This window comes from Pseudomonas hygromyciniae (genome assembly GCF_016925675.1).
In the GTDB taxonomy this organism is placed as follows: domain Bacteria; phylum Pseudomonadota; class Gammaproteobacteria; order Pseudomonadales; family Pseudomonadaceae; genus Aquipseudomonas; species Aquipseudomonas hygromyciniae.
The window spans coordinates 3,045,022-3,068,376 of sequence record NZ_CP070506.1 but is presented as its reverse complement, the minus strand read 5'-3'; the positions used below and the strand labels follow the sequence as shown (position 1 = coordinate 3,068,376).

At 60.8% G+C, this 23,355-nt stretch carries 11 protein-coding genes and 2 pseudogenes; 7 read left to right on the top strand and 6 right to left on the bottom strand.

The window, feature by feature from the left end; translation table 11 throughout:
* The first annotated feature begins 325 nt into the window (after nt 1-325).
* Both JTY93_RS13440 and JTY93_RS13435 read left to right on the top strand, forming a co-directional pair.
* Nucleotides 326-2,419: pseudogene (locus JTY93_RS13440) on the top strand (putative bifunctional diguanylate cyclase/phosphodiesterase).
* Between the two features lie 87 nt (nt 2,420-2,506).
* On the top strand, nt 2,507-3,253 hold the full coding sequence (locus JTY93_RS13435) for an SDR family oxidoreductase (RefSeq protein WP_205477650.1): 747 nt from the start codon (nt 2,507-2,509) through the stop codon (nt 3,251-3,253).
* A gap of 902 nt (nt 3,254-4,155) precedes the next feature.
* On the opposite strand, the gene JTY93_RS13430 is transcribed toward JTY93_RS13435, so the two are convergent.
* From JTY93_RS13430 to JTY93_RS13410, 5 genes are all read right to left on the bottom strand, one after another.
* Nucleotides 4,156-4,434 carry a hypothetical protein gene (locus JTY93_RS13430; RefSeq protein WP_240357212.1) on the bottom strand — a complete coding sequence of 93 codons (279 nt, stop codon included), beginning with the start codon at nt 4,432-4,434 and terminating at the stop codon, nt 4,156-4,158.
* 267 nt (nt 4,435-4,701) lie between these two features.
* A complete protein-coding gene (gene mapR / locus JTY93_RS13425; RefSeq protein ID WP_205478426.1) occupies nt 4,702-6,111 on the bottom strand; it encodes a GntR family transcriptional regulator MpaR in 1,410 nt (469 codons plus the stop codon).
* Nucleotides 6,112-6,237: 126 nt separating this feature from the next.
* Entirely contained in the window at nt 6,238-7,653 is a 1,416-nt protein-coding gene (ccoG, locus tag JTY93_RS13420) for a cytochrome c oxidase accessory protein CcoG (protein ID WP_205478431.1), read from the bottom strand.
* 196 nt (nt 7,654-7,849) lie between these two features.
* A complete protein-coding gene (locus JTY93_RS13415) occupies nt 7,850-8,089 on the bottom strand; it encodes a DUF3203 family protein (RefSeq protein ID WP_205478432.1) in 240 nt (79 codons plus the stop codon).
* 167 nt (nt 8,090-8,256) lie between these two features.
* The gene (locus JTY93_RS13410; RefSeq protein ID WP_166647845.1) at nt 8,257-8,415 is read right to left on the bottom strand and encodes a hypothetical protein; all 159 of its coding nucleotides are present in this window, start codon (nt 8,413-8,415) and stop codon (nt 8,257-8,259) included.
* A 200-nt stretch (nt 8,416-8,615) separates the two neighbouring features.
* Between JTY93_RS13410 and JTY93_RS13405 the strand changes: the two are divergent.
* The 5 genes and pseudogenes from JTY93_RS13405 (at nt 8,616) to JTY93_RS13385 (ending at nt 20,673) form a co-directional block, all read left to right on the top strand.
* A pseudogene (locus JTY93_RS13405) lies at nt 8,616-10,588 on the top strand (alpha-1,4-glucan--maltose-1-phosphate maltosyltransferase).
* A gap of 155 nt (nt 10,589-10,743) precedes the next feature.
* Nucleotides 10,744-14,061, top strand: coding sequence for a maltose alpha-D-glucosyltransferase (gene treS, locus JTY93_RS13400; RefSeq protein ID WP_205478434.1), 3,318 nt, complete (start codon nt 10,744-10,746; stop codon nt 14,059-14,061).
* Between the two features lie 52 nt (nt 14,062-14,113).
* Nucleotides 14,114-16,342, top strand: coding sequence for a 1,4-alpha-glucan branching protein GlgB (gene glgB / locus JTY93_RS13395; protein ID WP_205478435.1), 2,229 nt, complete (start codon nt 14,114-14,116; stop codon nt 16,340-16,342).
* Between the two features lie 163 nt (nt 16,343-16,505).
* Nucleotides 16,506-20,078, top strand: coding sequence for a hypothetical protein (locus tag JTY93_RS13390; protein ID WP_205518861.1), 3,573 nt, complete (start codon nt 16,506-16,508; stop codon nt 20,076-20,078).
* Nucleotides 20,029-20,673 carry a hypothetical protein gene (locus tag JTY93_RS13385; RefSeq protein WP_205518860.1) on the top strand — a complete coding sequence of 215 codons (645 nt, stop codon included), beginning with the start codon at nt 20,029-20,031 and terminating at the stop codon, nt 20,671-20,673. Before JTY93_RS13390 ends, JTY93_RS13385 begins: the two co-directional genes overlap by 50 nt.
* Nucleotides 20,674-20,682: 9 nt before the next feature.
* Here JTY93_RS13385 and JTY93_RS13380 read toward each other — a convergent pair whose 3' ends face one another.
* Nucleotides 20,683-23,265 (bottom strand): autotransporter family protein, encoded by a 2,583-nt coding sequence (locus JTY93_RS13380; RefSeq protein WP_205478438.1) that lies wholly within the window; start codon nt 23,263-23,265, stop codon nt 20,683-20,685.
* Between the last annotated feature and the right edge of the window lie 90 nt (nt 23,266-23,355).

Genomic DNA, 23,355 nt, shown 5'->3' with positions numbered 1-23,355 from the left:
GCGCAGCAAACTCCAGGCTGCCACCCCCCCTGTGGCGAGGGGGGCTAGTCCCCCCGTTGGGTGGCGAAGCCGCCCCAAAACCATCCCCCCTCGGTCTATCTGACAGCAGTTGGGTGAGGCCATTGGGGCGGCTTCGCCACCCAGCGCGGGGCAAGCCCGCTCGCCACCGACAAGAGCGCTCGCCACAGAGAAGGTTGTTCGTCAAAGGGCGATTTCAGGTGATGGCCTTGTGACAATATTTCACCTGTCCAAGAATTTTTGTCGCTACAATCCCGGCTTTTCCCGGCATGGATGCCGCTCGCACTGTCATCCCTAGAGAAGCCCCATGCTTACCGGCAGTTATTCCCCCCGCACTGGTCCTGATTTCCCTACTGGTGGCGATCCTAGCTTCCTATACCGCCCTTGACTTGACCGGCCGCATTGCCACGGCCAAGGGGCGGGCGGTGTACCTGTGGATGGCCGGCGGGGCACTGGCCATGGGCTGTGGCGTATGGTCGATGCATTTTATCGGGATGTTGGCGTTTAGCCTGCCCATCAGCCTGGGCTACGACATCGGCATTACCGCGCTGTCGCTGCTGATCGCCATGCTGTCCAGCGGCTTTGCCCTCTGGCTGGTCAATCAGCCGCGCTTGCCGGCCTGGCAACTGGGCTTCGGCGCCTTGATCATGGGCGCCGGCATCAGCGCCATGCACTACACCGGCATGGCCGCCATGCGCATGACCCCGGGGATCGACTACGACCCCACTTTGTTCGGTGCCTCGCTGCTGATCGCCGTCGGTGCTTCGGCAGCTGCCCTGTGGATTGCCTTCAACCTGCGGCGCAATACCCCTATGTACGCCTGGCGCGGGGCGGCGCGGCAGTGGTGATGGGCGTGGCCATCGTCGGCATGCACTACACCGGCATGGCGGCAGCCCGTTTTGCCGATGGCAGCTTTTGCGGGGCGTCGGTGGACGGCCTGAGCGGCAGCGGCCTGGATAACCTGGTACTGGTGACCACCCTGGCGGTGCTGGCCATCGCGCTGTTGACCTCGTTGCTCGACGCGCGTCTGGAAGCCCGTACCGCCTTGTTGGCCGATTCCCTGTCCCAGGCCAACCAGGAACTCACCCATCTGGCCCTGCACGACCCACTCACCGGCTTGCCAAACCGTACGCTGCTGGCCGATCGCATTCAGCAGGCGATGCAGTTGGTGGCGGAGCAGGGCGGCTGTTTTGCCCTGATGTTTATCGACCTGGACGGTTTCAAGCCGGTCAACGATGCCTTTGGCCATCATCTGGGCGACCAATTGTTGCGCGAAGTGGGCCTGCGCCTGCGTGAAGACCTGCGCAGCCAGGACACCCTGGCCCGGATCGGTGGCGATGAGTTCGTGTTGCTCGTGCAATTGAGCCAGCCCGACGATGCACTGCGCCTGGCCGAGCGCCAGGTGGGCCTGATCAACAAGTCGTTCCGGGTGGCCGAGCATGACTTGAACATCTCTGCCAGCGTCGGTATCGCTCTATTCCCCGGCAACGGTGCAACGCCCCAGGAACTGCTGATGAATGCCGATGCGGCGATGTATCACGCCAAGAGCATGGGCAAGAACGGCTACAGCTTTTTTGATGTATCGATGAACACCAACGCGCGCCGGCAGCTGCAACTGTTGCAGGATTTGCGTAATGCGGTGGAGCAACAGCAGCTGCGCCTGCATTACCAACCCAAGTTCGACGCCCTCAGTGGCCGCGCTGTCGGTGCCGAGGCCCTGTTGCGCTGGGAGCATCCACAACATGGCTTGTTGCTGCCGGACAAGTTTATCGAGCTGGCGGAAAAGACCGGGGTGATCATTGCCATCGGCGACTGGGTACTCAACGAAGCGTGCCGGCAAATGCAGGTGTGGTACGCCCAGGGGTACCGGGACTGGCGCATCGCGGTCAATCTGTCGGCCCTGCAGTTCTGCCATGCCGGGCTGGTCTCCAGTGTGGCCAACGCCCTGCAACGTCACCAGTTGCCGGCCAATAGCCTGACCCTGGAAATCACCGAAACCACCGCCATGAGCGATGCCGATGCGAGCATGACGGTGTTGCAGAAGCTCTCTGAAATGGGCGTGGACCTGTCCATCGACGACTTTGGCACCGGTTATTCCAGCCTGATGTACCTCAAGCGCCTGCCGGCCAACGAGCTAAAGATCGACCGTGGTTTTGTGCGGGACCTAGAGCATGACAGTGATGATGCCGCCATCGTCTCGGCCATTGTCGCCCTGGGCCAGGCCCTCGGCCTGCGCATCGTCGCCGAAGGGGTCGAGACCGACATGCAACAGGATTTCCTTACGCGTCTGGGCTGTGATTCGTTGCAAGGCTATCACCTGGGCCACCCGCTGCCGCCGGATACCTTCATGAGCGCGATCATGGCCAAGGAGCAATTGCCCCCGCCGCCTACCCAACCCTGAGATCAATTGACCCCGGTCCATGCAAAACCTGGCAGGCGCAGGTATTCTTGGATCCAACAGCTCAGGTTGAACGGGGAGTCAGTACACATGGACAAAGTCGTCATCATCACCGGTGGCAGTCGTGGGATCGGGGCCGCCACGGCGTTGCTGGCGGCCCGCCAGGGCTATCGCATCTGCATCAATTTCCAGTCTGACGAAGAAGCCGCCCTGCGTGTGCTGGAGCAGGTCCGCGCACTTGGCGCCCAGGCCATCGCGGTGCGCGCCGACGTGAGCATCGAAGACGAAGTGATCAGCCTGTTCCACCGCGTCGATACCGAGTTGGGGCGCGTCACCGCGCTGGTCAACAATGCCGGCACCGTGGGGCATAAGTCGCGGGTCGATGAGATGTCCGAGTTCCGTATCCTGAAAATCCTCAAGACCAATGTGTTGGGCCCGATCCTGTGTGCCAAGCATGCATTGCTGCGCATGTCACCCAAGCACGGTGGGCAGGGAGGCAGCATCGTCAATGTGTCCTCGGTGGCGGCACGCCTGGGGTCACCCGGTGAGTACGTGGACTATGCAGCCTCCAAGGGCGCGCTGGACAGTTTCACCATTGGTTTATCCAAGGAAGTGGCGGGCGAGGGGATCCGGGTCAACGCGGTGCGTCCGGGTTATATCTTTACTGACTTCCATGCCTTGAGCGGCGACCCGGATCGGGTCAGCAAGCTTGAATCAGGCATCCCCATGGCCCGTGGCGGGCGTCCGGACGAAGTGGCCGAAGCCATCATCTGGTTACTGTCGGACAAGGCCTCGTATACCACCGGGACCTTTCTTGATCTGGGCGGCGGTCGCTGATCCTGCCTGGGTGCTGAGAGCCCCCCAACAAAGGGGGGGCTACCTGGCTTTTCGTGGCGAGCGGGCTTGCCCCGCGCTGGGTGGCGAAGCCACCCCAATCGCCTCACCACGTTGTGCCAGATATACCGAAGTGGCTGGTTTTGGGGCCGCTGCGCAGCCCAGCGGGGTACAAGCCCCCTCGCCACAGGGGGCGTTGCAGCAGGTGGGAACTTACTGTGGATCGCAGACTTTCTGTGGCGAGCGGGCTTGCCCCCGCGCTGGGTGGCGAAGCCGCCCCGATAGCCTCACCACGTTGTGCCAGATATACCGAAGTGGCTGGTTTTGGGGCCGCTGCGCAGCCCAGCGGGGGACAAGCCCCCTCGCCACAGGGGGCGTTGCAGCAGGTGGGAACTTACTGTGGATCGCAGACTTTCTGTGGCGAGCGGGCTTGCCCCGCGCTGGGTGGCGAAGCCGCCCCAATCGCCTCACCACGTTGTGCCAGATACACCGAAGTGGCTGGTTTTGGGGCCGCTGCGCAGCCCAGCGGGGGACAAGCCCCCTCGCCACAGGGGGCGTTGCAGCAGGTGGGAACTTACTGTGGATCGCAGATTTTCTGTGGCGAGCGGGCTTGCCCCGCGCTGGGTGGCGAAGTCGCCCCAATCGCCTCACCACGTTGTGCCAGATATACCGAAGTGGCTGGTTTTGGGGCCGCTGCGCAGCCCAGCGGGGGACAAGCCCCCTCGCCACAGGGGGCGTTGCAGCAGGTGGGAACTTACTGTGGATTGCAGATTTTCTGTGGCGAGCGGGCTTGCCCCGCGCTGGGTGGCGAAGCCGCCCCAATAGCCTCACCACGTTGTGCCAGATATACCGAAGTGGCTAGTTTCCCAGCGGGAGCGCCCTCTCACCAACGACACGAGCCTGTGTCAGAAGCTGCCTAACGCCTGATACCCCTGGCGCGCAAACTGGTCCAGGCGGTCTGCCTCCGAGTCATGCAGGATGGTGACGCCCAAGTCGGAAAACCCGTCGATCTTGCCGTTACGTTCCTCGCTGCCCTTGAGCTTGTCTTCGTCCAGGTTATCAATGAAGCGCAGCACTTTTTCCAGGTTGTAGGCCGCATCGGCGCGGGCCTGGGGGTCTTTGTTGGCCTGCGTCCAGTCCCCCCACGTGGCGCTTGAGGTCCGGCTGGAGCTGAAAGCGATCATTGCCTGCAAGGAAGTCCCTGAGCACCGGGCTCTGTTCGATAATCCTTTCTGCCGAACGATGGTCACCTGTCGGGCGCCCGGTTGGCCCGTTCAACTGGCGAACTTCGCGCTGTTCAGCCACCCGCATGTAGTTGGGTGGGAGCGGCAGCGGAAGATGGAAGAAGGGCGGCAGTACACCTCGCATGAAACGTTTCCTTAGCTATGGAGAAAATGGACCCTCCTACGTGGTACGTTTCAGTGTTTGGTTCCATGTTCAAGTACCGGCCCTTAAAACGAACGCACAATGCGCCCCAACGTTTCCATGGCTTTTTCCGCCGCCTCATCCCACGGACTGCCGTAATTCAAGCGAATGCAGTTGCGAAAGCGTTGTGTCGGCGAAAAAATCGGCCCCGGCGCGATGCTGATACCTTGGGCCAGGGCCATCTGGAACAGTTTCAACGAGTCGGTCTGTTCTGGCAGTTCCAGCCACAGGAAATAGCCGCCAGCGGGCTGGCTGACCCGGGTTTGCGGCGGAAAGTAGCGACCGATGGCCGCGAGCATGGCACTTTGCTGCTCTTCCAGGGCATAGCGCAATTTGCGCAGGTGCCGGTCGTAGCCGCCGTGTTGCAAGTAATCGGCAATCGCCGCCTGGGCGGGCATCGAGGCGCATAGCGAGGTCATCAGTTTCAAGCGTTCGATTTTTTGTGCATAACGACCTGCCGCCACCCAACCTACACGGTAGCCAGGGGCCAGGCTCTTGGCGAATGAACCGCAGTGCATCACCAGGCCTTCGGTGTCGAACGCCTTGGCTGGCTTGGGCGCCTGTTGGCCGTAATACAACTCGGCGTATACGTCGTCCTCGATCAGCGGCACCTGATGGCCGCGCAACAACTCAACCAACGCCTGCTTCTTGGCCTCGGGCATCGTTGCACCCATGGGGTTCTGGAAACTGGTCATACACCAGCAGGCCTTGATCGGGTAACGCTCCAGGGTCTGGGCCAGCGCCTGCAGGTCGATGCCATCGCGTGGGTGTACGGGGATTTCCACGGCCTTGAGCTTCAAACGCTCAAGCACTTGCAGGCAGGCATAAAACGCCGGGGCCTCGATGGCCACCAGGTCGCCCGGTTCGGTCACCGCCTGCAGGCACAGGTTCAGCGCTTCGAGGGCGCCGTTGGTGATCAGCAATTCCTCCATGGGCAGCATCAAGCCGCCGACCATATAGCGCAGGGCAATTTGCCGGCGCAGTTGCGGGTTGCCTGGCGACATGTCGGTGACCACCATGCGCGGGTCCATCTCGCGGCTGGCGCTGGCCAGGGAGCGGGCCAGACGTTGCAGGGGGAACAGCATCGGGCTGGGGAAGGCCGAGCCGAAGGGCACGGTCTGAGGGTCCTTGATCGAATCGAGTACCGAAAACACCAGCTCACTGACGTCCACCTCAGTGGACTCGTGGACATGGGCGCTGACCGCCGGCTCCGAAAACGGGCTGGGGGCATGGGTATTGACGAAATACCCGGAGCGCGGCCGCGCGCGGATCAGGCCACGGCGCTCCAGCAGGTAATAGGCCTGGAACACCGTGGATGGGCTGACGCCGTACGTCTGGCTGGCATAGCGCACCGACGGCACGCGCTGGCCCGGTCCGAGGACACCGGAGCGGATCAGTTCAGCGATGTCGTCGGCAAATTTCTCGTAGCGTTTCATCGTGATCCTAGGTCTACACAGGTCAAAGTGTGGGAGCGGGCTTGCCCGCGATTGCGGTGTATCAGTAGCAGATAGTTCGACTGACACACCGCTATCGCGGGCAAGCCCGCTCCCACAGGGGGGGTATCAGCGGTTCAGCGGCGCCACAAAACGGCTGTCGGCGACACTATAAACACTTGGCTCATCCATATCCGTCACCTTGAAACGGATGGTTTGCGAGCTGCTGCTCGGTTTGTCACGGGTCAACGCCACCGAAACCGGCAGATCCGTGATTTCCCCTGGCGCCAGGCTGACCTCGGTCTTGCCCTGCAGCTCGAAGCCCTCGCCATCTATCAGCTCCACGCGGTAATCCTGGCGCTGTTGGGTCTTGTTGATGATCTTCAGGCTGTAGATGTTCTCGATCAGCCCCTGACTGTTTTCCCGGAACATCCCACGGTCCTTGGTCACGTCAAGCGAGACCATTGGCCGCTGCACCAGCGCCATTACCAATGCGGCGATCATCACCAACAGCACCGCACTGTAGCCGATCAAACGCGGTCGCAGCAGGTGGGTCTTGCCACCCTGCAACTGATGTTCGGAGGTGTAGCTCACCAAGCCGCGGGCATAGCCCATTTTGTCCATGATCGAATCACAGGCGTCGATGCAGGCGGCGCAGCCGATACATTCCATCTGCAGGCCGTCGCGGATATCAATGCCGGTAGGGCAGACCTGTACGCACAAGTGACAGTCGATGCAATCGCCCAGGCCGACCTCGGCCGGGTTCACATCACGTTTGCGCGGGCCACGGCTTTCGCCACGGGCAGCGTCGTAGGAAATGGTCAGGGTGTCCTTGTCGAACATCACGCTCTGGAACCGCGCATACGGGCACATGTGCATGCACACCGCTTCACGCAGCCAGCCGGCATTGATGTAGGTGGCGCCGGTAAAGAACAGCACCCAGAACAGGCTGACACCGCCCATCTGCCAGGTCAGCAGCTCTTCGGCCAAAGGCCGGATCGGGGTGAAGTAGCCGACAAAGGTCAAGCCGGTCAGTACGCTGATCGCCAGCCACAGCGTGTGCTTGGCGGCGCGGCGCGCCAGTTTGTTCACGCCCCAGGGCGCAGCCTGTAGCTTGATCCTTTGGTTGCGCTCGCCTTCGGTGACTTTCTCGCACCACATGAACAGCCAGGTAAACGAGCTTTGCGGACAGGTGTAACCGCACCAGACGCGGCCGGCAAACACCGTGATCGCAAACAGGCCAAAGGCACAGATGATCAACAATGCCGACAACAGGATGAAGTCCTGGGGCCAGAAGGTCGCGCCAAAGATATGAAACTTGCTTTCAGCCAGGTCCCACAACACCGCCTGGCGCGAGTCCCAGTTCAGCCACACGGTGCCAAAAAACGCCAGGAACAAAAAGCCTGCGCCACTGATACGCAAGTTGCGGAACAGGCCGCTGAAACTGCGGGTGTGGATCTGGTTGTCGCTGGATTTGGCCTTCATCTTCTTTGGATGTGCAGGCTCGAAATTTTCTACTAATCGGACGGGGATTCTATCGCTCATGGTCTTTCGCTCATCAGCCTCCATCAGGCGGATGAACTATGGGCCCCGATCTGTTTGCATAACAGGCTCAGGTAAATCGATAAAAAGCGGATCAGATGGGTTTTTACGCCGGCCCTGCGACAATGTGCAGCACCCCCGCAAGCCGTGGGGCCGGTGCCTGGATCAACAGTGCCCACAGCATGCTGATCCAGATCAATCAAATCACCGAATCACCGTCGGTGGCCTTGAGGTGCTTACGCCCATCGATGGCGCCGGCGACGGTCAAGGCGTCGGCTTCAGCCTCGGTGATATAAATCCGTTGGCCGTCGATCTCCACTGCAGACATGGATTTATCACTGTCGGTGATCACCATCACATCCCCCACAGGAAGGCTGCGCTCTTCGCCGCTGTCATCGATCTTGAAGTAACTGGTCTGGTTTTCGGTACGTACGGGCATGGTGTTCTCCTGGTTGCAGGGCTCTGTTCTTTAGGTCCCGGCCCCTGGTCAATGGTTCGGCGCAACTGACTGGCGGTCGTTGCTGTCCATCTCCTATCCGCCCATGAAAATGTTCAGCGTGATGCCAAGGATTGTGAAGCTATTGGACAAACCTTAGCTGCAGGCTCCTACACGATAACCGGCGGCATCGTCGTCGGCGGCTCTTCCTTTGCCGGTGGCACGCTTTCTGGAGGTTCCTGCTCAGGAATCGGCTCAGGCTCGGTCGGCGGCAGGGTGGGTTTGTCGATATTCGGATCTGGGGTTTCAGCTGGAATCGGGATGTTCATCGCAGTGGCCTCGTTTGTGCTTTGCTCAGTCGGTGGACAACCGTCATGGCCGTTTGATTCCCGCCCGGTGGCGGTACATCCACCTGAACTTTTCCAAGGCCACCGGGCTCGGACCATATGTAGCCGGCTCAGGAAGAGCCCGCTTGCGGCACTGACAATCAAGCACAAGAGCGTCCATGGGGCGTAAGGGGAGATGCTCGATGACTGCTGAAAGACCCGCACTACCACTGTCCCAGGCACTGTTGCTGCCCAGGATCGCCATTGAAGACACCACCCCTGTGATCGACGCCGGCGCCTTTGCGGTCAAGGCGGTGCAAGGCCAGCGTATCCAGGTGACGAGCAACGTGTTTGCCGATGGCCATGACCAGTTGGCGGTCGTGATCCGCTGGCGGGCCTTGAGTGAGGACGACTGGCACCGCGTGCCCATGAGTGACCAGGGCAACAATGCCTGGCAGGGCGCGTTCAGCGTGATCGAGCAAGGCCCCCACCAGTATTGCGTCGAAGCCTGGATCGATCATTTCGCCAGTTTCTGCTACGAGTTGGGCAAAAAACACATGGCCGGCGTCCCCGTCAGCCTGGAACTGCAGGAAGGTCGCAACCAGGTCCTGCAAGCCGCTGAACGCAGCGAAGGCGAGTTGCAGGAGCACCTGCAGCAATTACACCAGCAGCTCTCTGGGCTGCTGGAAACCGAGCAGGTCGCGCTGTTTCTGCACGAAGACAGTGCACAGTTGATGGCCCAGGCTGATTTGCGCCCCTACCTGAGTATCAGCCCGGTGTATGCGCTGGATGTGGAGCGCCCACAGGCACTGTTTGCCAGTTGGTACGAGCTGTTCCCTCGCTCGATCACTGACGACCCAGCGCGCCACGGCACCTTCAATGACGTGCATTCGCGCCTGGCGATGATCCACGACATGGGTTTTGACGTGCTGTACTTCCCGCCAATCCACCCCATTGGCCGTAGCCACCGCAAGGGCAAGAACAACTCATTGAGCGCCGGCCCCGATGATCCCGGCAGCCCGTATGCCATCGGCAGCGAGGAGGGGGGCCACGACGCAATCCATTCGCAACTGGGTACCCGCGAGGATTTCCGCCGCTTGGTCGCGGCCGCCGCCGAGCATGGCCTGGAGATCGCCCTGGACTTTGCCATCCAGTGCTCCCAAGACCACCCGTGGCTCAAACAACACCCCGGCTGGTTCAACTGGCGCCCGGACGGCACGATCAAATACGCGGAAAACCCGCCGAAAAAATACCAGGACATCGTCAACGTCGACTTCTATGCCGCCGATGCGATCCCCAGCCTCTGGCTGGAGTTACGCGATATCGTGCTGGGCTGGGTCGAGGAGGGGGTCAAGACCTTCCGCGTCGATAATCCCCACACCAAGCCGCTGCCATTTTGGCAATGGCTGATCAGTGACGTACGGGCCCAGCACCCTGAGGTGATCTTCCTCGCCGAAGCCTTCACCACGCCGGCGATGATGGCGCGCCTGGGCAAGGTCGGTTACTCCCAGAGCTACACCTATTTCACCTGGCGCAACACCAAGGCCGAACTCAGCGAGTACTTCACCCAACTGAACCAGTCGCCCTGGCGCGAATGCTACCGGCCGAACTTTTTCGTCAATACCCCGGACATCAACCCAGGCTTCTTGCATGAATCCGGCCGCCCGGGCTTTTGATCCGCGCCGCGCTGGCCACCATGGGCTCGGGCCTGTGGGGTATGTATTCGGGCTTTGAACTGTGTGAAAGCGCACCCGTACCGGGCAAGGAAGAGTACCTGGACTCGGAAAAGTACGAGATCCGCCCCCGGGACTTCAGCGCCCCCGGCAACATCATTGCCGAGATCGCCCAACTCAACCGCATCCGCCGGCAAAACCCGGCGCTGCAGACACACCTGGGCCTGACGCTCTACAACGCCTTCAACGACAACATCCTGTACTTCGGCAAGCGCAACGAGGATGGCAGCAACTTCATCCTGATCGCCGTCAACCTCGACCCGTTCAACGCCCAGGAAGCCCATTTCGAGTTGCCGCTGTGGGAGATGGGCTTGCCGGACGACGCCCAGGTCCAGGGCGAAGACCTGATGAATGGCCATCGCTGGACCTGGTACGGCAAGACCCAATGGATGCGCATCGAGCCTCACATGCCGTTTGGCATCTGGCGCATCACCCATTCTTGATGCTGGCGGCGATCAAATGTGGGAGCGGGCTTGCTCGCGAAGGCGGTGTGTCAGTCAAGTATCAACTCACTGATCAACCGCCTTCGCGAGCAAGCCCGCTCCCACCTAGATCGAGCCCAGTGTCTGAGTTTTTTTGAATTTTCCAGGAGTTTCCAATGGCGAAGAAACCCAAGGCTGCCACCTTTATCAAAGACCCGCTCTGGTACAAGGACGCGGTGATTTACCAGGTTCACGTCAAATCCTATTTCGACTCCAACAACGACGGCATCGGTGACTTCCCCGGGCTGATCGCCAAACTCGACTACATCGCCGACCTGGGCGTGAATACCATCTGGCTGCTGCCGTTCTATCCCTCGCCACGGCGTGACGACGGCTATGACATCGCCGAATACCGTGGCGTACACAGCGACTACGGGACCATGGCCGACGCCAAGCGCTTTATCGCCGAGGCGCACAAGCGCGGCCTGCGGGTGATCACTGAACTGGTGATCAACCACACGTCCGACCAGCATCCCTGGTTCCAGCGGGCACGCAAGGCCAAGCCCGGCTCCAGTGCGCGGGACTTTTACGTGTGGTCCGATGACGACCAGAAATACGACGGCACCCGCATCATTTTCCTCGACACCGAAAAATCCAACTGGACCTGGGACCCGGTCGCCGGCCAATACTTCTGGCACCGTTTCTATTCCCACCAACCGGACCTCAACTTCGATAACCCGCAAGTCATGAAAGCCGTGCTGTCGGTGATGCGCTACTGGCTGGACATGGGCATCGACGGCCTGCGCCTAGACGCCATTCCCTACCTGATCGAGCGCGACGGCACCAACAACGAAAACCTCCCCGAAACCCACGATGTGCTCAAGCAGATCCGTGCCGAGATCGACGCCAACTACCCCGACCGCATGCTGCTGGCCGAAGCCAACCAGTGGCCGGAAGATACCCAGCTGTACTTTGGCGACCAGAAGGGCGATGACGGCGATGAATGCCACATGGCCTTCCACTTCCCGCTGATGCCGCGCATGTATATGGCCCTGGCCCAGGAAGATCGCTTTCCGATCACCGACATCCTGCGCCAGACCCCGGAAATTCCCGCCAACTGCCAATGGGCGATTTTCCTGCGCAACCATGATGAGCTGACCCTGGAAATGGTCACCGACAAGGAGCGCGACTACCTGTGGAACTACTACGCCGCCGACCGCCGCGCGCGTATCAATCTGGGTATTCGTCGACGCCTGGCGCCATTGATGGAGCGCGACCGCCGACGCATCGAGCTGCTCAACAGCCTACTGCTGTCGATGCCCGGCACGCCGACCCTGTATTACGGGGATGAAATCGGCATGGGCGACAACATCTACCTGGGTGACCGCGACGGCGTGCGTACGCCGATGCAATGGTCCATCGACCGCAATGGCGGGTTTTCCCGCGCCGATCCGGCCAGCCTGGTGCTACCGCCGATCATGGACCCGCTCTACGGTTACCAGTCGGTCAACGTCGAAACCCAGGCCCAGGACCCACACTCACTGCTGAACTGGACCCGCCGCATGTTGGCGATCCGCAAGCAGTCCAAGGCATTTGGCCGTGGCAGCCTGAAAATGCTCTCACCGAGCAATCGCCGGATCCTCGCCTACACCCGCGAATACACCGGCGCCGACGGCAAGCACGAAATCATCCTGTGCGTGGCCAATGTGTCGCGCACCGCCCAGGCGGCGGAGCTGGACCTGTCAGCCTTCGCCGGCATGGTTCCGGTGGAAATGCTCGGTGGCAATGCATTCCCACCCATTGGCCAGCTGAATTTCCTGCTGACCCTGGCGCCCTATGGCTTCTACTGGTTCGTGCTCGCCACCGAAAACCAAATGCCCAGCTGGCATGTGGAACCGGCCCAAAGCCTGCCGGATTTCCCCACCCTGGTCCTGAAAAAACGCCTCGAAGAGTTGCTCGAAGCGCCATCGCGCACCACCCTGGAGCAAACCTCGTTGCCTACCTGGCTGCCCAAGCGGCGCTGGTTTGCCAATAAGGACGCGGCCATAGACAGTGTGCGCATCGCCTATGGCGTGCGGTTTGGCGATGCGCAGCACCCGGTGCTGCTCAGCGAGATAGAAGTGACCAGCGCCGGGCAGACCAGCCGTTACCAATTGCCCTTTGGCCTGCTGGGCGAAGACCAGTTCACCAGCGCCTTGCCGCAACAACTGGCCCTGGCGCGGGTCCGCCGGGTGCGCCAGGTGGGCTTGATCACCGATGCTTTCAGCCTCGACAGCTATATCCGCGCCGTTATCGAAGGCCTGCGTGCGCAGACCGTACTCAGCAGCAGCGATGGCGAGATTCGTTTCGAGCCGACCCCGCAATTGGCCGATCTGCCGGTGGGGGACGAGTTGCAAGTGCGCTACCTGGCGGCTGAACAATCCAACAGTTCGGTGGTGGTGGGCGAAAGCCTGGTGCTGAAGTTGATTCGCAAAGTCAGCGCCGGGGTCCACCCGGAACTGGAAATGGGTGCCTACCTGACCGCCGCCGGCTACGCGCATATCTCGCCCTTGCTGGGCTCGGTGATCCGTCGCGATGCCGAGGGCCAGGACAATCTGTTGATGATTGCCCAGGGCTATCTCAGCAACCAGGGCGATGCCTGGAGCTGGACCCAGAACAACCTGGAGCGGGCGATCCGCGACGAACTGGCCCAAGCCATTTCCGAACAGGAACAGCACTACAACGCCCTCGGTGAACTGGCCGACTTCGCCGGGTTGCTGGGGCAGCGGCTGGGGGAGATGCACAACGTCCTGGCCGCGACTACGAGCAATCCGGACTTCCAGCCTGAAGTCACCTCGGCCAAGGACTGCCAGGGTTGGGCCAAGCAAGTGGGGGCCCAGGTCGAGCGCGCCCTGCAACTGCTCAAACAGCATCAAAGCCAATTGAACCCTGACGATCAGGCGTTGGTCACTCAACTGCTGGCACAGAAAAAGTTCATCGCCAGCCATGTGCAGGATTTAGCGAAAGCCACCCTGGGCGGTTTGCGCATTCGTGTGCATGGGGATTTGCACCTGGGCCAGGTGCTGGTGGTCAAGGGCGATGCCTACCTGATCGACTTCGAAGGCGAGCCTGCCCGGCCGCTGCACGAGCGCCGGGGCAAGCACAGCCCGTACAAGGACGTCAGCGGTGTGTTGCGTTCGTTCGACTATGCCGCCGCCATGGCCCTGAATGTGCAAGCACAAGGCCTGGATCACTCGGCCGACGCCGATGCGGCACGCCTGCGGGTCGCCGATCGTTACCGCAGTGAAGCGCAACAGGCATTTATCCAAGCGTATCAACAGGCTACGTCTACACTGGCGCATGATTGGCAGAATGCCAAAGGGGCGCAGGCGGCATTGGCGTTGTTCAGCCTGGAGAAGGCTGCGTACGAAGTGGCCTACGAAGCGCAGAACCGTCCGACCTGGTTGGCGGTGCCATTGCGTGGGTTGCATGGGTTGTTGGCCAGCCACATTTAGGAGGCTTCCTGTGTCAGACCCTTATTCAAAACCGCAAGCAGTGGGAGAAATCATGAGTTTTACACACAAAGAACCGCTGCAATCGACGTTCAAGATCATGCCTGCCCCCAAGGATATCGAAGCCCTGGTGCGAGCCGAGCACCCGGATCCGTTCGCGATCCTCGGGCCCCATGAGGACGAGGCGGGCGGTCAGGTCATCCGCGCGTTTTTGCCCGAAGCCCTGAGCGTCGAGGTGCTGGCGCGTGGCAGTCACGAGGTCCTCGGCAGCCTCGACGCCACCCCGGTCCCAGGTTTGTTCATTGGGCATTTCGCCACACGCCAGGGCTACCTGCTGAAGATCCAGTGGGCCGGCGGCGAGCAGATCACCGAAGACCCCTACAGCTTTGGCCAGTTGCTCGGGGAAATGGACCTGTACCTGTTTGCCGAAGGCAATCACCGCGACCTGAGCAACTGCCTCGGCGCCCAGGTGATGAGCGTTGACGGCATTCAGGGCGTGCGTTTTGCGGTGTGGGCGCCGAATGCGCGGCGGGTCTCGGTGGTGGGCGATTTCAATATCTGGGACGGGCGCCGCTACCCGATGCGCCTGCGTCATCCGGCCGGGGTGTGGGAGATCTTTATCCCGCGTCTGCAACCGGGGGCGGCCTACAAGTACGAAATCCTCGGCGCCAGCGGCATCTTGCCGCTCAAGGCCGACCCCATGGCCCTGGCCACGCAACTGCCGCCCGACACCGCGTCGAAAGTCGCCGCACCGTTGCAGGTGCAATGGGCAGATGAGGCGTGGATGCAAGCCCGGGGTGAGCGCCAGGCGGCCAGCGCGCCGCTGTCGATCTACGAACTGCACGTCGGCTCCTGGCAATGCGAACTCGACGAGTTGGGCGAAGTGGCGCGCCAGTACAGTTGGCGCGAGCTGGGCGAGCGGCTGATTCCCTATGTGCAGGAACTGGGTTTTACCCATATCGAGTTGATGCCGATCATGGAGCACCCCTTCGGTGGCTCCTGGGGCTATCAGCCGCTGTCGCAATTTGCGCCCAGCGCGCGCTTCGGCTCGCCCGATGACTTTGGCGCGTTCGTCAACGCCTGCCATCAGGCGGATATCGGCATCATTCTCGACTGGGTGCCCGCGCATTTCCCCACCGACACCCACGGCCTGGCGCAGTTTGATGGCACTGCACTGTACGAATATGGCAACCCGCTGGAAGGCTTCCATCAGGATTGGGACACCCTGATCTACAACCTGGGGCGTACCGAGGTTCACGGTTTCATGCTGGCCTCGGCGTTGCACTGGCTCAAGCATTTCCATATCGATGGGCTGCGGGTGGATGCGGTGGCGTCGATGCTGTATCGCGACTATTCGCGCAAGGCCGGCGAGTGGGTGCCCAATCGCCACGGCGGGCGTGAGAACCTGGAAGCCATCGACTTCCTGCGCCATTTGAACGATGTGGTGGCGCTGGAGGCCCCTGGTGCCCTGGTGATTGCCGAGGAATCCACGGCCTGGCCCGGTGTCAGCCAGCCGACCCAGCAGGGCGGCCTGGGCTTCAACTACAAATGGAACATGGGCTGGATGCACGACTCGCTGCATTACATCCAGCAAGACCCGGTGTACCGCGCCCACCATCACAATGAACTGAGTTTCGGCCTGGTGTATGCCTGGTCCGAGCGCTTTGTACTGCCGATCTCCCATGATGAAGTGGTGCACGGCAAACACTCGCTGATCGACAAAATGCCCGGCGATCGCTGGCAGAAATTCGCCAACCTGCGCGCCTACCTGAGCTTTATGTGGATGCATCCGGGCAAAAAACTGTTGTTCATGGGCTGTGAGTTCGGCCAATGGCGCGAATGGAATCACGACCAGCAACTGGATTGGTACCTGCTGCAATACCCCGAACACCGGGGCGTGCAGAAACTGGTGGGCGACCTCAATCGGCTGTACCGCGAAGAACCGGCACTGCATGAACAAGACGATGCGCCGCAAGGCTTTCAGTGGTTGATTGGTGACGATGCGATCAACAGCGTGTATGCCTGGCTGCGTTGGGGCAAAAGCGGCAAGCCCGTGTTGGTGGTGGCCAACTTCACCCCAGTGCCCCGTGAGGCGTACAAGGTGGGCGTGCCCCTGGCCGGCCGCTGGAAAGAGCTGATCAACAGTGATGCCGACACCTATTCCGGTTCCAACTACGGCAATGGCGGCGAAGCCTTTACCCAGGACGAGCCGCTCCATGGGCAGGCGGTATCACTGTCGTTGAATCTGCCGCCATTGGCGGTGCTGATTTTGCGTCAGGAGTAAGCACCAAGGAGCCGGCTTGCCGGCTCCTACAAATACAGTTACCACTCTCTTTGGAACATTTTCCTACGTCAGATCCACACATTCGTGCCGGTGATCAAGCGTAGGTTCCTACTTCCCTCGTACGTCGCCGTGTCTGTGTATCACTGCCGGAGACGAACACACCATGACGTCAGTCCACCTCAACGCGCCACGTACGGCCGTGACTCCTCTCAACGTGCAACCCGTAGCCACCCACGACAAGCCTGGCTTGGCGTTGATAGCGCCAGCCGAGCAACCCAGCGGTTGGCAACGGGCCGCGGTGCGCGGAAAGCTGGCGGACCTGGACGAGATATTGAGGGTTCTACACGAGCTGAAAGCCTCGAAGGATCCCGGTGGCTTTTCCAAAAAACATTTGTTTCTCAACAAAGACTCACCGCTGATACCGCCCAATGGCTCTACCCAGCCTGGCACCAACCGCCTCGACAACATGCTCAAGTTCTACGGCGTGGTGCCGTCCGCCCCCAACACCCCCGCTCAAGTGCAGGCGGCAATTGATGCCGCGCAAGATGCCCGCAGCGAAATTGCCTTGGGCCTGGACGATCATTCGAGCGATGTGGACGGCTTGCTGCAGCAGAAAAATGACGGCGCAATTGCCCAATGGGTGAGTGAGCTGGAGACAAAGTACAAAAAGCCTTTGCTCGGCCTTTTGACCGAAGGCCTTTCCCCCCAGACGCTTGCCAACGCCCAGGGCACGCCCGCTGCGGTGCTGGAACAAATACTCAAGTCACCCAAGGCCGATGATCTGATTCAACAGTTACTGAGGAAGCTGAGCGGGACGGGGCCTGCGTTGGATGGCATTGTCGCGCCAGAGGTCAAGATCAAGTTATTGATCAAGGCGCTGGCCCTAAGCCTGGACCCGGTGCCGGGGCGTAAAAACGCGCAGATTGCCGGCTTTGATCTGGCGTCCAGCGCCCATTGGAGCCAGGGCTACCCGGCGATCAATGCGCAGTTCAGGCAACACCTGGTCGATTCAAAGCAACTATCTGCCGAACAGGCGTATCTGGCGGCCTATCTTCTGCGGCCACAGTTTCCGGCCGACTTTGCCGTGCGCGATATTCCTGCAGACCTGCCGTACAAAGGAACCGCCGTATCCGTGAACTTTCAGCACGGTGTCAGACTGGCCGAAGCCCTTGAACCGGGTTCATCGCGACGCATGGGGTTTCAAGCGCTGGTTGATCTGCCTGGCAAGCTCAGCCAACAAGCGACCACCGACGAGCAATGGTCGCTTATCGCCTCGACCCGCATTCCGGCGACGTTGGACTGGGCTGTGGCGCAAGGTGTACTGCCACAAAAGGCCGACTATTCGTCGCAAGAGATTAACCAGGCGGTTGAGGCATTTGATGCCCATGTCGATACGGTGGTAGAAGCTACCCAGCAACTGGGGGCTGACGTGCCCATGCGCAAAAATTATTTCGAACGCATGGCAAAGGGCACCTCACGCACTGAAGTGCTGTCCCTGGTAAGTCCGCTTTTTGCCCTATACAGGTATCTCAGTGGCGAAAAACTCACCCCTGCCGAAGTCCGCTATCAATACCCTGTTTATGACGAAGACACATTCAAGGCGAAGTTTGACAAATACCTGGCCGATACCAAGACAGCCTATGGAAAACTGGTTTGCAGTTACTTGTCCCAGTTGCCAGTACAGGACCGCAGGGCGATTGAACAGGGTGACGTTACGGTTTATGCACTGCGCACCAAACCCGGCTCCGACAATGAAAGCGATGACGAGAAAAAGGCGGCAGTGACGCGCCCGGCGTTTGTGCTCAAGACGGTGCATGAGGGCGAAACGAGCTATTACGAAGTCAATCCGGTCAAGGGCATTGCCCGGCGTCGCGACGACTTGAAACCTATTCTCGAATCCTACAATCACGCCGATAAAAGCTATGGCAAAGACTTCATTTCAATCGAACACACCACCGAGGGCGAACCGTCTGAAGAGTTGGTGGTGCGCAATACCAGCCCAGACAGCAAGGCCAGGTTCAAGGCGCAGTGGGCGGCCTACAAGGCAGGCATTGGCCCTAAACCCCCAAGTTTTTCTATCGTTGTGCCACAGCAGCTCGCACACTTTTCGGCGTCGTCCGCCCAATCTAACAGTGCAATGCCGCAAACCCTGACGTCCGAACGGTCTGCGGCAATCGCGGTGACCGTTACTGAAAAATTGTTTTATGTCGATCCAGACACTTTAAAGGCATGGGCAGCGTCGGACCCCGAAAGGGAAAGCGAGGCGCAGAAAAATGATGAGATGTTCTGGCAGCGCGTCAAAGGGACTGCCCAGATGGTTATTCCGTTCTGGAGTGGCATTGAAAGCCTGGTCAACGGTGATACCAAGCAGGGTATTTTGGATCTCGCCGGCGATGGACTGATGACGTTTGCGGGCCCAGCGGGCAAGTTTGCTGCGGGTTCGGTGCGCCTTGTATCCACCGCGGGCAACATCGGTTTACGTGCACTGCTGCCAAAGTTTGGGCCGCTGGTAAAGAAGTTCGCAGTTTCAGTCGTGCGCAATTTGAATCCCCTTGATCCGGTAATGCCCGCTTTCAACACCAAGGCAGGCAACTTTCTCAGGTTCAAGGGCGCGGATATCAAAAGTATTCAGGCTGGCATCACCCAGTTCAAACAATCCGCCGCTCTCAAGTTGCCCGGCAGGGGCCGTTACGACATTACCCCGCACATTGCCTTGACGCCCAGGCCCTTGGCGCATGGGCAGACCTTGCGCGTGGCCGAAGGTCTCTCCAGCGATCAGGTGCGCGTGTTGACGCGACACAAGTACAGCGACGTCATCGTGGGCGATGACGTTTATCGCTATAACCCGGAAAAGCCCGAGAGCCTGATCAAACTTGGCGGCGCGGATCATACCGGGCCGCTCGAAGACTTGGTGCCAACCTGTGGCGCTGGGGGCAAGAGGTCCAGGCGTGACGTCAATGACCTGTGCTACACCAAGCAGATCGAGCCTGGCGGAACCTCAGTATTCCAGGACGCCCAGGCACTTGAACATCGACGCCTGATTCCCGGTGCCGGGCAGGCCAACGGGCCACGGACCGTGATTCATGAGCACCGCCGTTACCGCGTCAACGAAGCGGGCAACCAGGAACTGTTGCCGCTGGCGAGTGCGCAACCTGTGGCCTACAAGGCGCGTACCACCGGGACCCTGGTCAACGAGCCGGATTTTGGCTACGACGACTTTGGTCTGCCCCGGGCGATCAACCGCGAAACCGTGGTGATCAAGATGGATGTGATCAGCGACTTGAGCAACGATCAGCGGGTTGTCAGAGGTTTCAAGATCAACCATGACAATCGCCAATACGTGGTGGTCGAGGCCGATACCGGTGTGCATTACTACAGCGAACTCAATGGTAACGGCCAACTTGATTTTCATCGCATGACCCGTAACGACCCGCTGGACGTTGAATTCATCAAACAGTACGACCAATACAAGGATATTTACGGTTTTGTGGCCCAAGGCCTTCCAGACAATCCGTTGGTGGTATTGCCCAGCCTTGAGAGCCTGATCAAGAAAATCGTTGCCGACGAACCCATGTCGCCCGCAGAAATCAGCCATCTTGCCAACGTCTTGAAGGGGCTTTCCCCCGAGAAACAGCGCGAAGTCCTGATGGGGGGTGTACGCGGCGGGAAGCAACCCCGGACATGTGGTGGTCGCGGCAAAACCGATTCGACTTGCGCCGATCAAGAAACCGGCTGACTTCGCCCAGTTGCCGGTCGAACAACAGAATCGCGTGTATGCACAAGAGGCCAGGGCAGCGGTTGACGAGCAGTTCCAGGCCACTGGCATCCGCTCAGCCAATCAACAGGTTCCCGGACTTGCCGGTGAGGTCGTGCGTAGCGAGACGGCAACGCAAATGGTGGGTTGGCTTTACACCCGCACGGGCGCGCCGAACTATAGCGAAATGGTGCTCAAGACCGGTGCCGGCAATTGTGACCAGATGGCCAAAGTCGCGGTTGATACGATCAATGCCAGTGGTGGCCGTGCACGGATCGCCCAGGTCAAAGGCCATACCTTCGCGATTGTCGGCGGCCCACCGGGGCAGCCGCGCAGCAAAGGCTTTGTGGGGACGGAGTGGGACGACGCCTGGGTCGTCGATCCCTGGGCCGGTATCACCTGCCGGGCAGCAGATTATCCCGCCGCGTTCAAGGCGCGGATGCAGGAGTGGAGCCAGTCGGGCAGGCGCATCCTGATCAGTGATGGAGGGACGCCACCGCGTTCGGTATGGAGCGATCCCATGGAGCCGCGCTGGATAAGCGCAACCGTCGATGGCGAAGCCCAAGTGTTCCAATAACCCTGCGCCCTAGAACTCCATCCTGACGCCAACGGTGCCCTTGCGCCCATCCAGGGCATTGCTGTCCAGATTGCGCTCATAGCCCAACTGGCCATACAGGCTGATCTGCTCGGACACCTGCAGGGTGGCGCCTGCACTCAGGTCCAGGGTGGTGGATTTTTGCTCGGTATCGATATCCGTCACACCGTTGAAACGCACCCGATTGGTTCCTGAGGAGGCATGCCAGACATCGGCGCGCAGGTAGGGCTGGACCGGCATCGAGGCCAGGGTATAACTGCCTCGCAGCCTGGCGCCGAGCCGGGTGGTGATGGCGGTATCGGCGGAAAACGACACGTCGGAGACCCCGTCATTCTGGCGATCGAGCCGGGTTTTATTGGCGATCACCTGCAATTGCGGCTCCAGCACCCAGTTTGGCGCGACGGGCAGCGGTATGCCCACTTCCACCGAACCCAGGACATCGTGACCCTTGGTCTTGAGCTTGAGGCCCCGATCAGACTCGCTGCTGCCATGGAGGCGGGTGCCCATCAGCACGGCATCGACGTACCAGCCATACGGGTCGATCAAGGTCCAATACACGCCCAGGCTATCGCCACGCAAGGTGGTGTTGCCGGCATCCAGATGCTGCCAGCCGCGGTTGAAACCATCGATATTGCCCCGCAGGCGGCTATGGCCGACGAAGAAACCTACACGCTGTGTCTGGCCGTTGGCCGTGCTCCAGGCATGCAGGTCGCTGCCCACCTGGAAGCCTGTGACCGAGCTGTCCAAGCGCGGGCTGACCGTGCCGGCATAGGCCTGGCGGCTGCTATTACCATAGACCCGGCCCCAGCCCGCCGGGAATGAACCGCTGGCGGTCTGGCGCGCCTGGTCGCCCATGCGCTCATGGTAGGTGCCGAGCATGGCCCGCACCGTCTGCTGCGCCGCCGGAAACAGTGCCGAATACACCGGGACTTCGGGGCGATAGATCGGGATCGGCGCGTCACCGGGAACCGGCGTTGGCAAGTCCACCGGCGTGCCTTCGCCGGGAACCGGCACCGGCAATGGCTCCACAGGCTCCTCGGGGGTGGGGAGCGGAGCCGCCACAATGGCCGAGCGCAAATACCACTGCTGCTCGGAGCCTGCGCTGACACCGCCTTTGAACAGAAAGTACTCGTACGCCCCAGCCGACACTGAGCCTCCCGCCAGGCTGAAGGCCCGATCGCTCCCCGTCGCCCCGTTGAGTGCTTCGACCACCTGGATGCCGTTGCTCAGGGTTTCGGCGCCAGCCCCACCCAGATTGCTGACGTTGAGGGTGGTGCTGCCCTGTAGCGTGCCCAGGTTCACCACCAGTTTGTCACTGGCCGAGCCATCGCCGGCCAACACACTTTGCAGCGCCATCTGGCCATTGTTGCCGGTGTAGTTGCCATTGACCGTCAAGCTGTCGGTGGCGCTGGTGCTACCGCTGGTCATATCGATCAGGCCGCTGTTGTTGAGGGTGGCCAACTGCCCGGCAGTGATGGGGCTGATGGCGCCCAGGCTGACCGACAGCACACTGCTGCCGTCGATATTCAAGGCGCCGGTACCGGTGCCGGTATCGCCGAGCTTGAAATCCCCAGCCAGGGTAAAGCGCGAGCCATTGTCCAGGTTGACCTGTTCCCAGTTGGCGTAGCGCTCGGCGTTGGTGGCCTGGGTGTTGTCAAAGGTCAAGGTATCGAGGCCCAGGCCGCCATCGATCAGGGGCGTCGCGGCGAGGGTGGCTTGCGTCAGGTTCTGCAGCAGCGCGGTGTCGTTGTCCGGGCCCATATTGACCGTCGAATTGATCGTGCCGGCGCCGATCCAGTTGAACTGGTCGTTGCCAAAGCTCATGAGCACCTGGCCGTTGACCACGCCGCCGGTCAGGGTGAACAAGTCGTTGCCGCCGCTGACACTGACGTTGCCGCCGATATAGCCCCCGGAAATGCTGATGGTGTCCAGGCCAAACCCGGTCACCAGGTTGCCGTTGATCCGCCCTCCCAGCAGGGTGTAGAAGTTGTTGTCGAGCTTCATGTCGACCCGGCCGATAGTGCCCGCCGATTGGGTGGCCACATCGCCATCTTCAAACGCCCCCACGATCTCGCCGCCACTCATATTGAACGTATCTCGACCGTCGCCCTGGGCCAGGCTGGCGACACGACCGCCGCTTTGTGCGTAGGCATCGATGCCATCGCCCTGGCTGATCGCGCCAACAGTGCCGCCGCTGACTTGGATGCTATCGGCCCCGTCGCCCTGGGTTACTGCGCCCACGACCGCATCCAGTTCCACCCGGAAAATATTCGCCCCGTTGCCCATGTTCAGCGCGCCCATGCTGCCCGAATGCGCTTGTACCAGATCGTGGCCGTCGCCAAATGTCACGGCGCTGGTAATTGCGCCATTGCCACCGGCAGGCAGGTTGAGAGTGTTATTGCCGTTGAGATCGGTAAAGCCGGGCGTAGTGCCACTGTCGCAGGTGGTGGTGTCGTCGCCGACCGTGATCACAGGTGTACAGGCCGCGTAGGCCGGTAGCGAGAGGGTTGTCATCAGGGTCGCGCTGGCCGTCCAGGCGCTCAGGTGCAGCAGAGAATATCGCCGTGTGCTCATGATCCATCCTCGGTCGATGGCAGCTGACATCCCGTCGCCTGCAGGGGGCAGGCACGGTACGGACCATGGCAACAGGAAGCACGATAACGA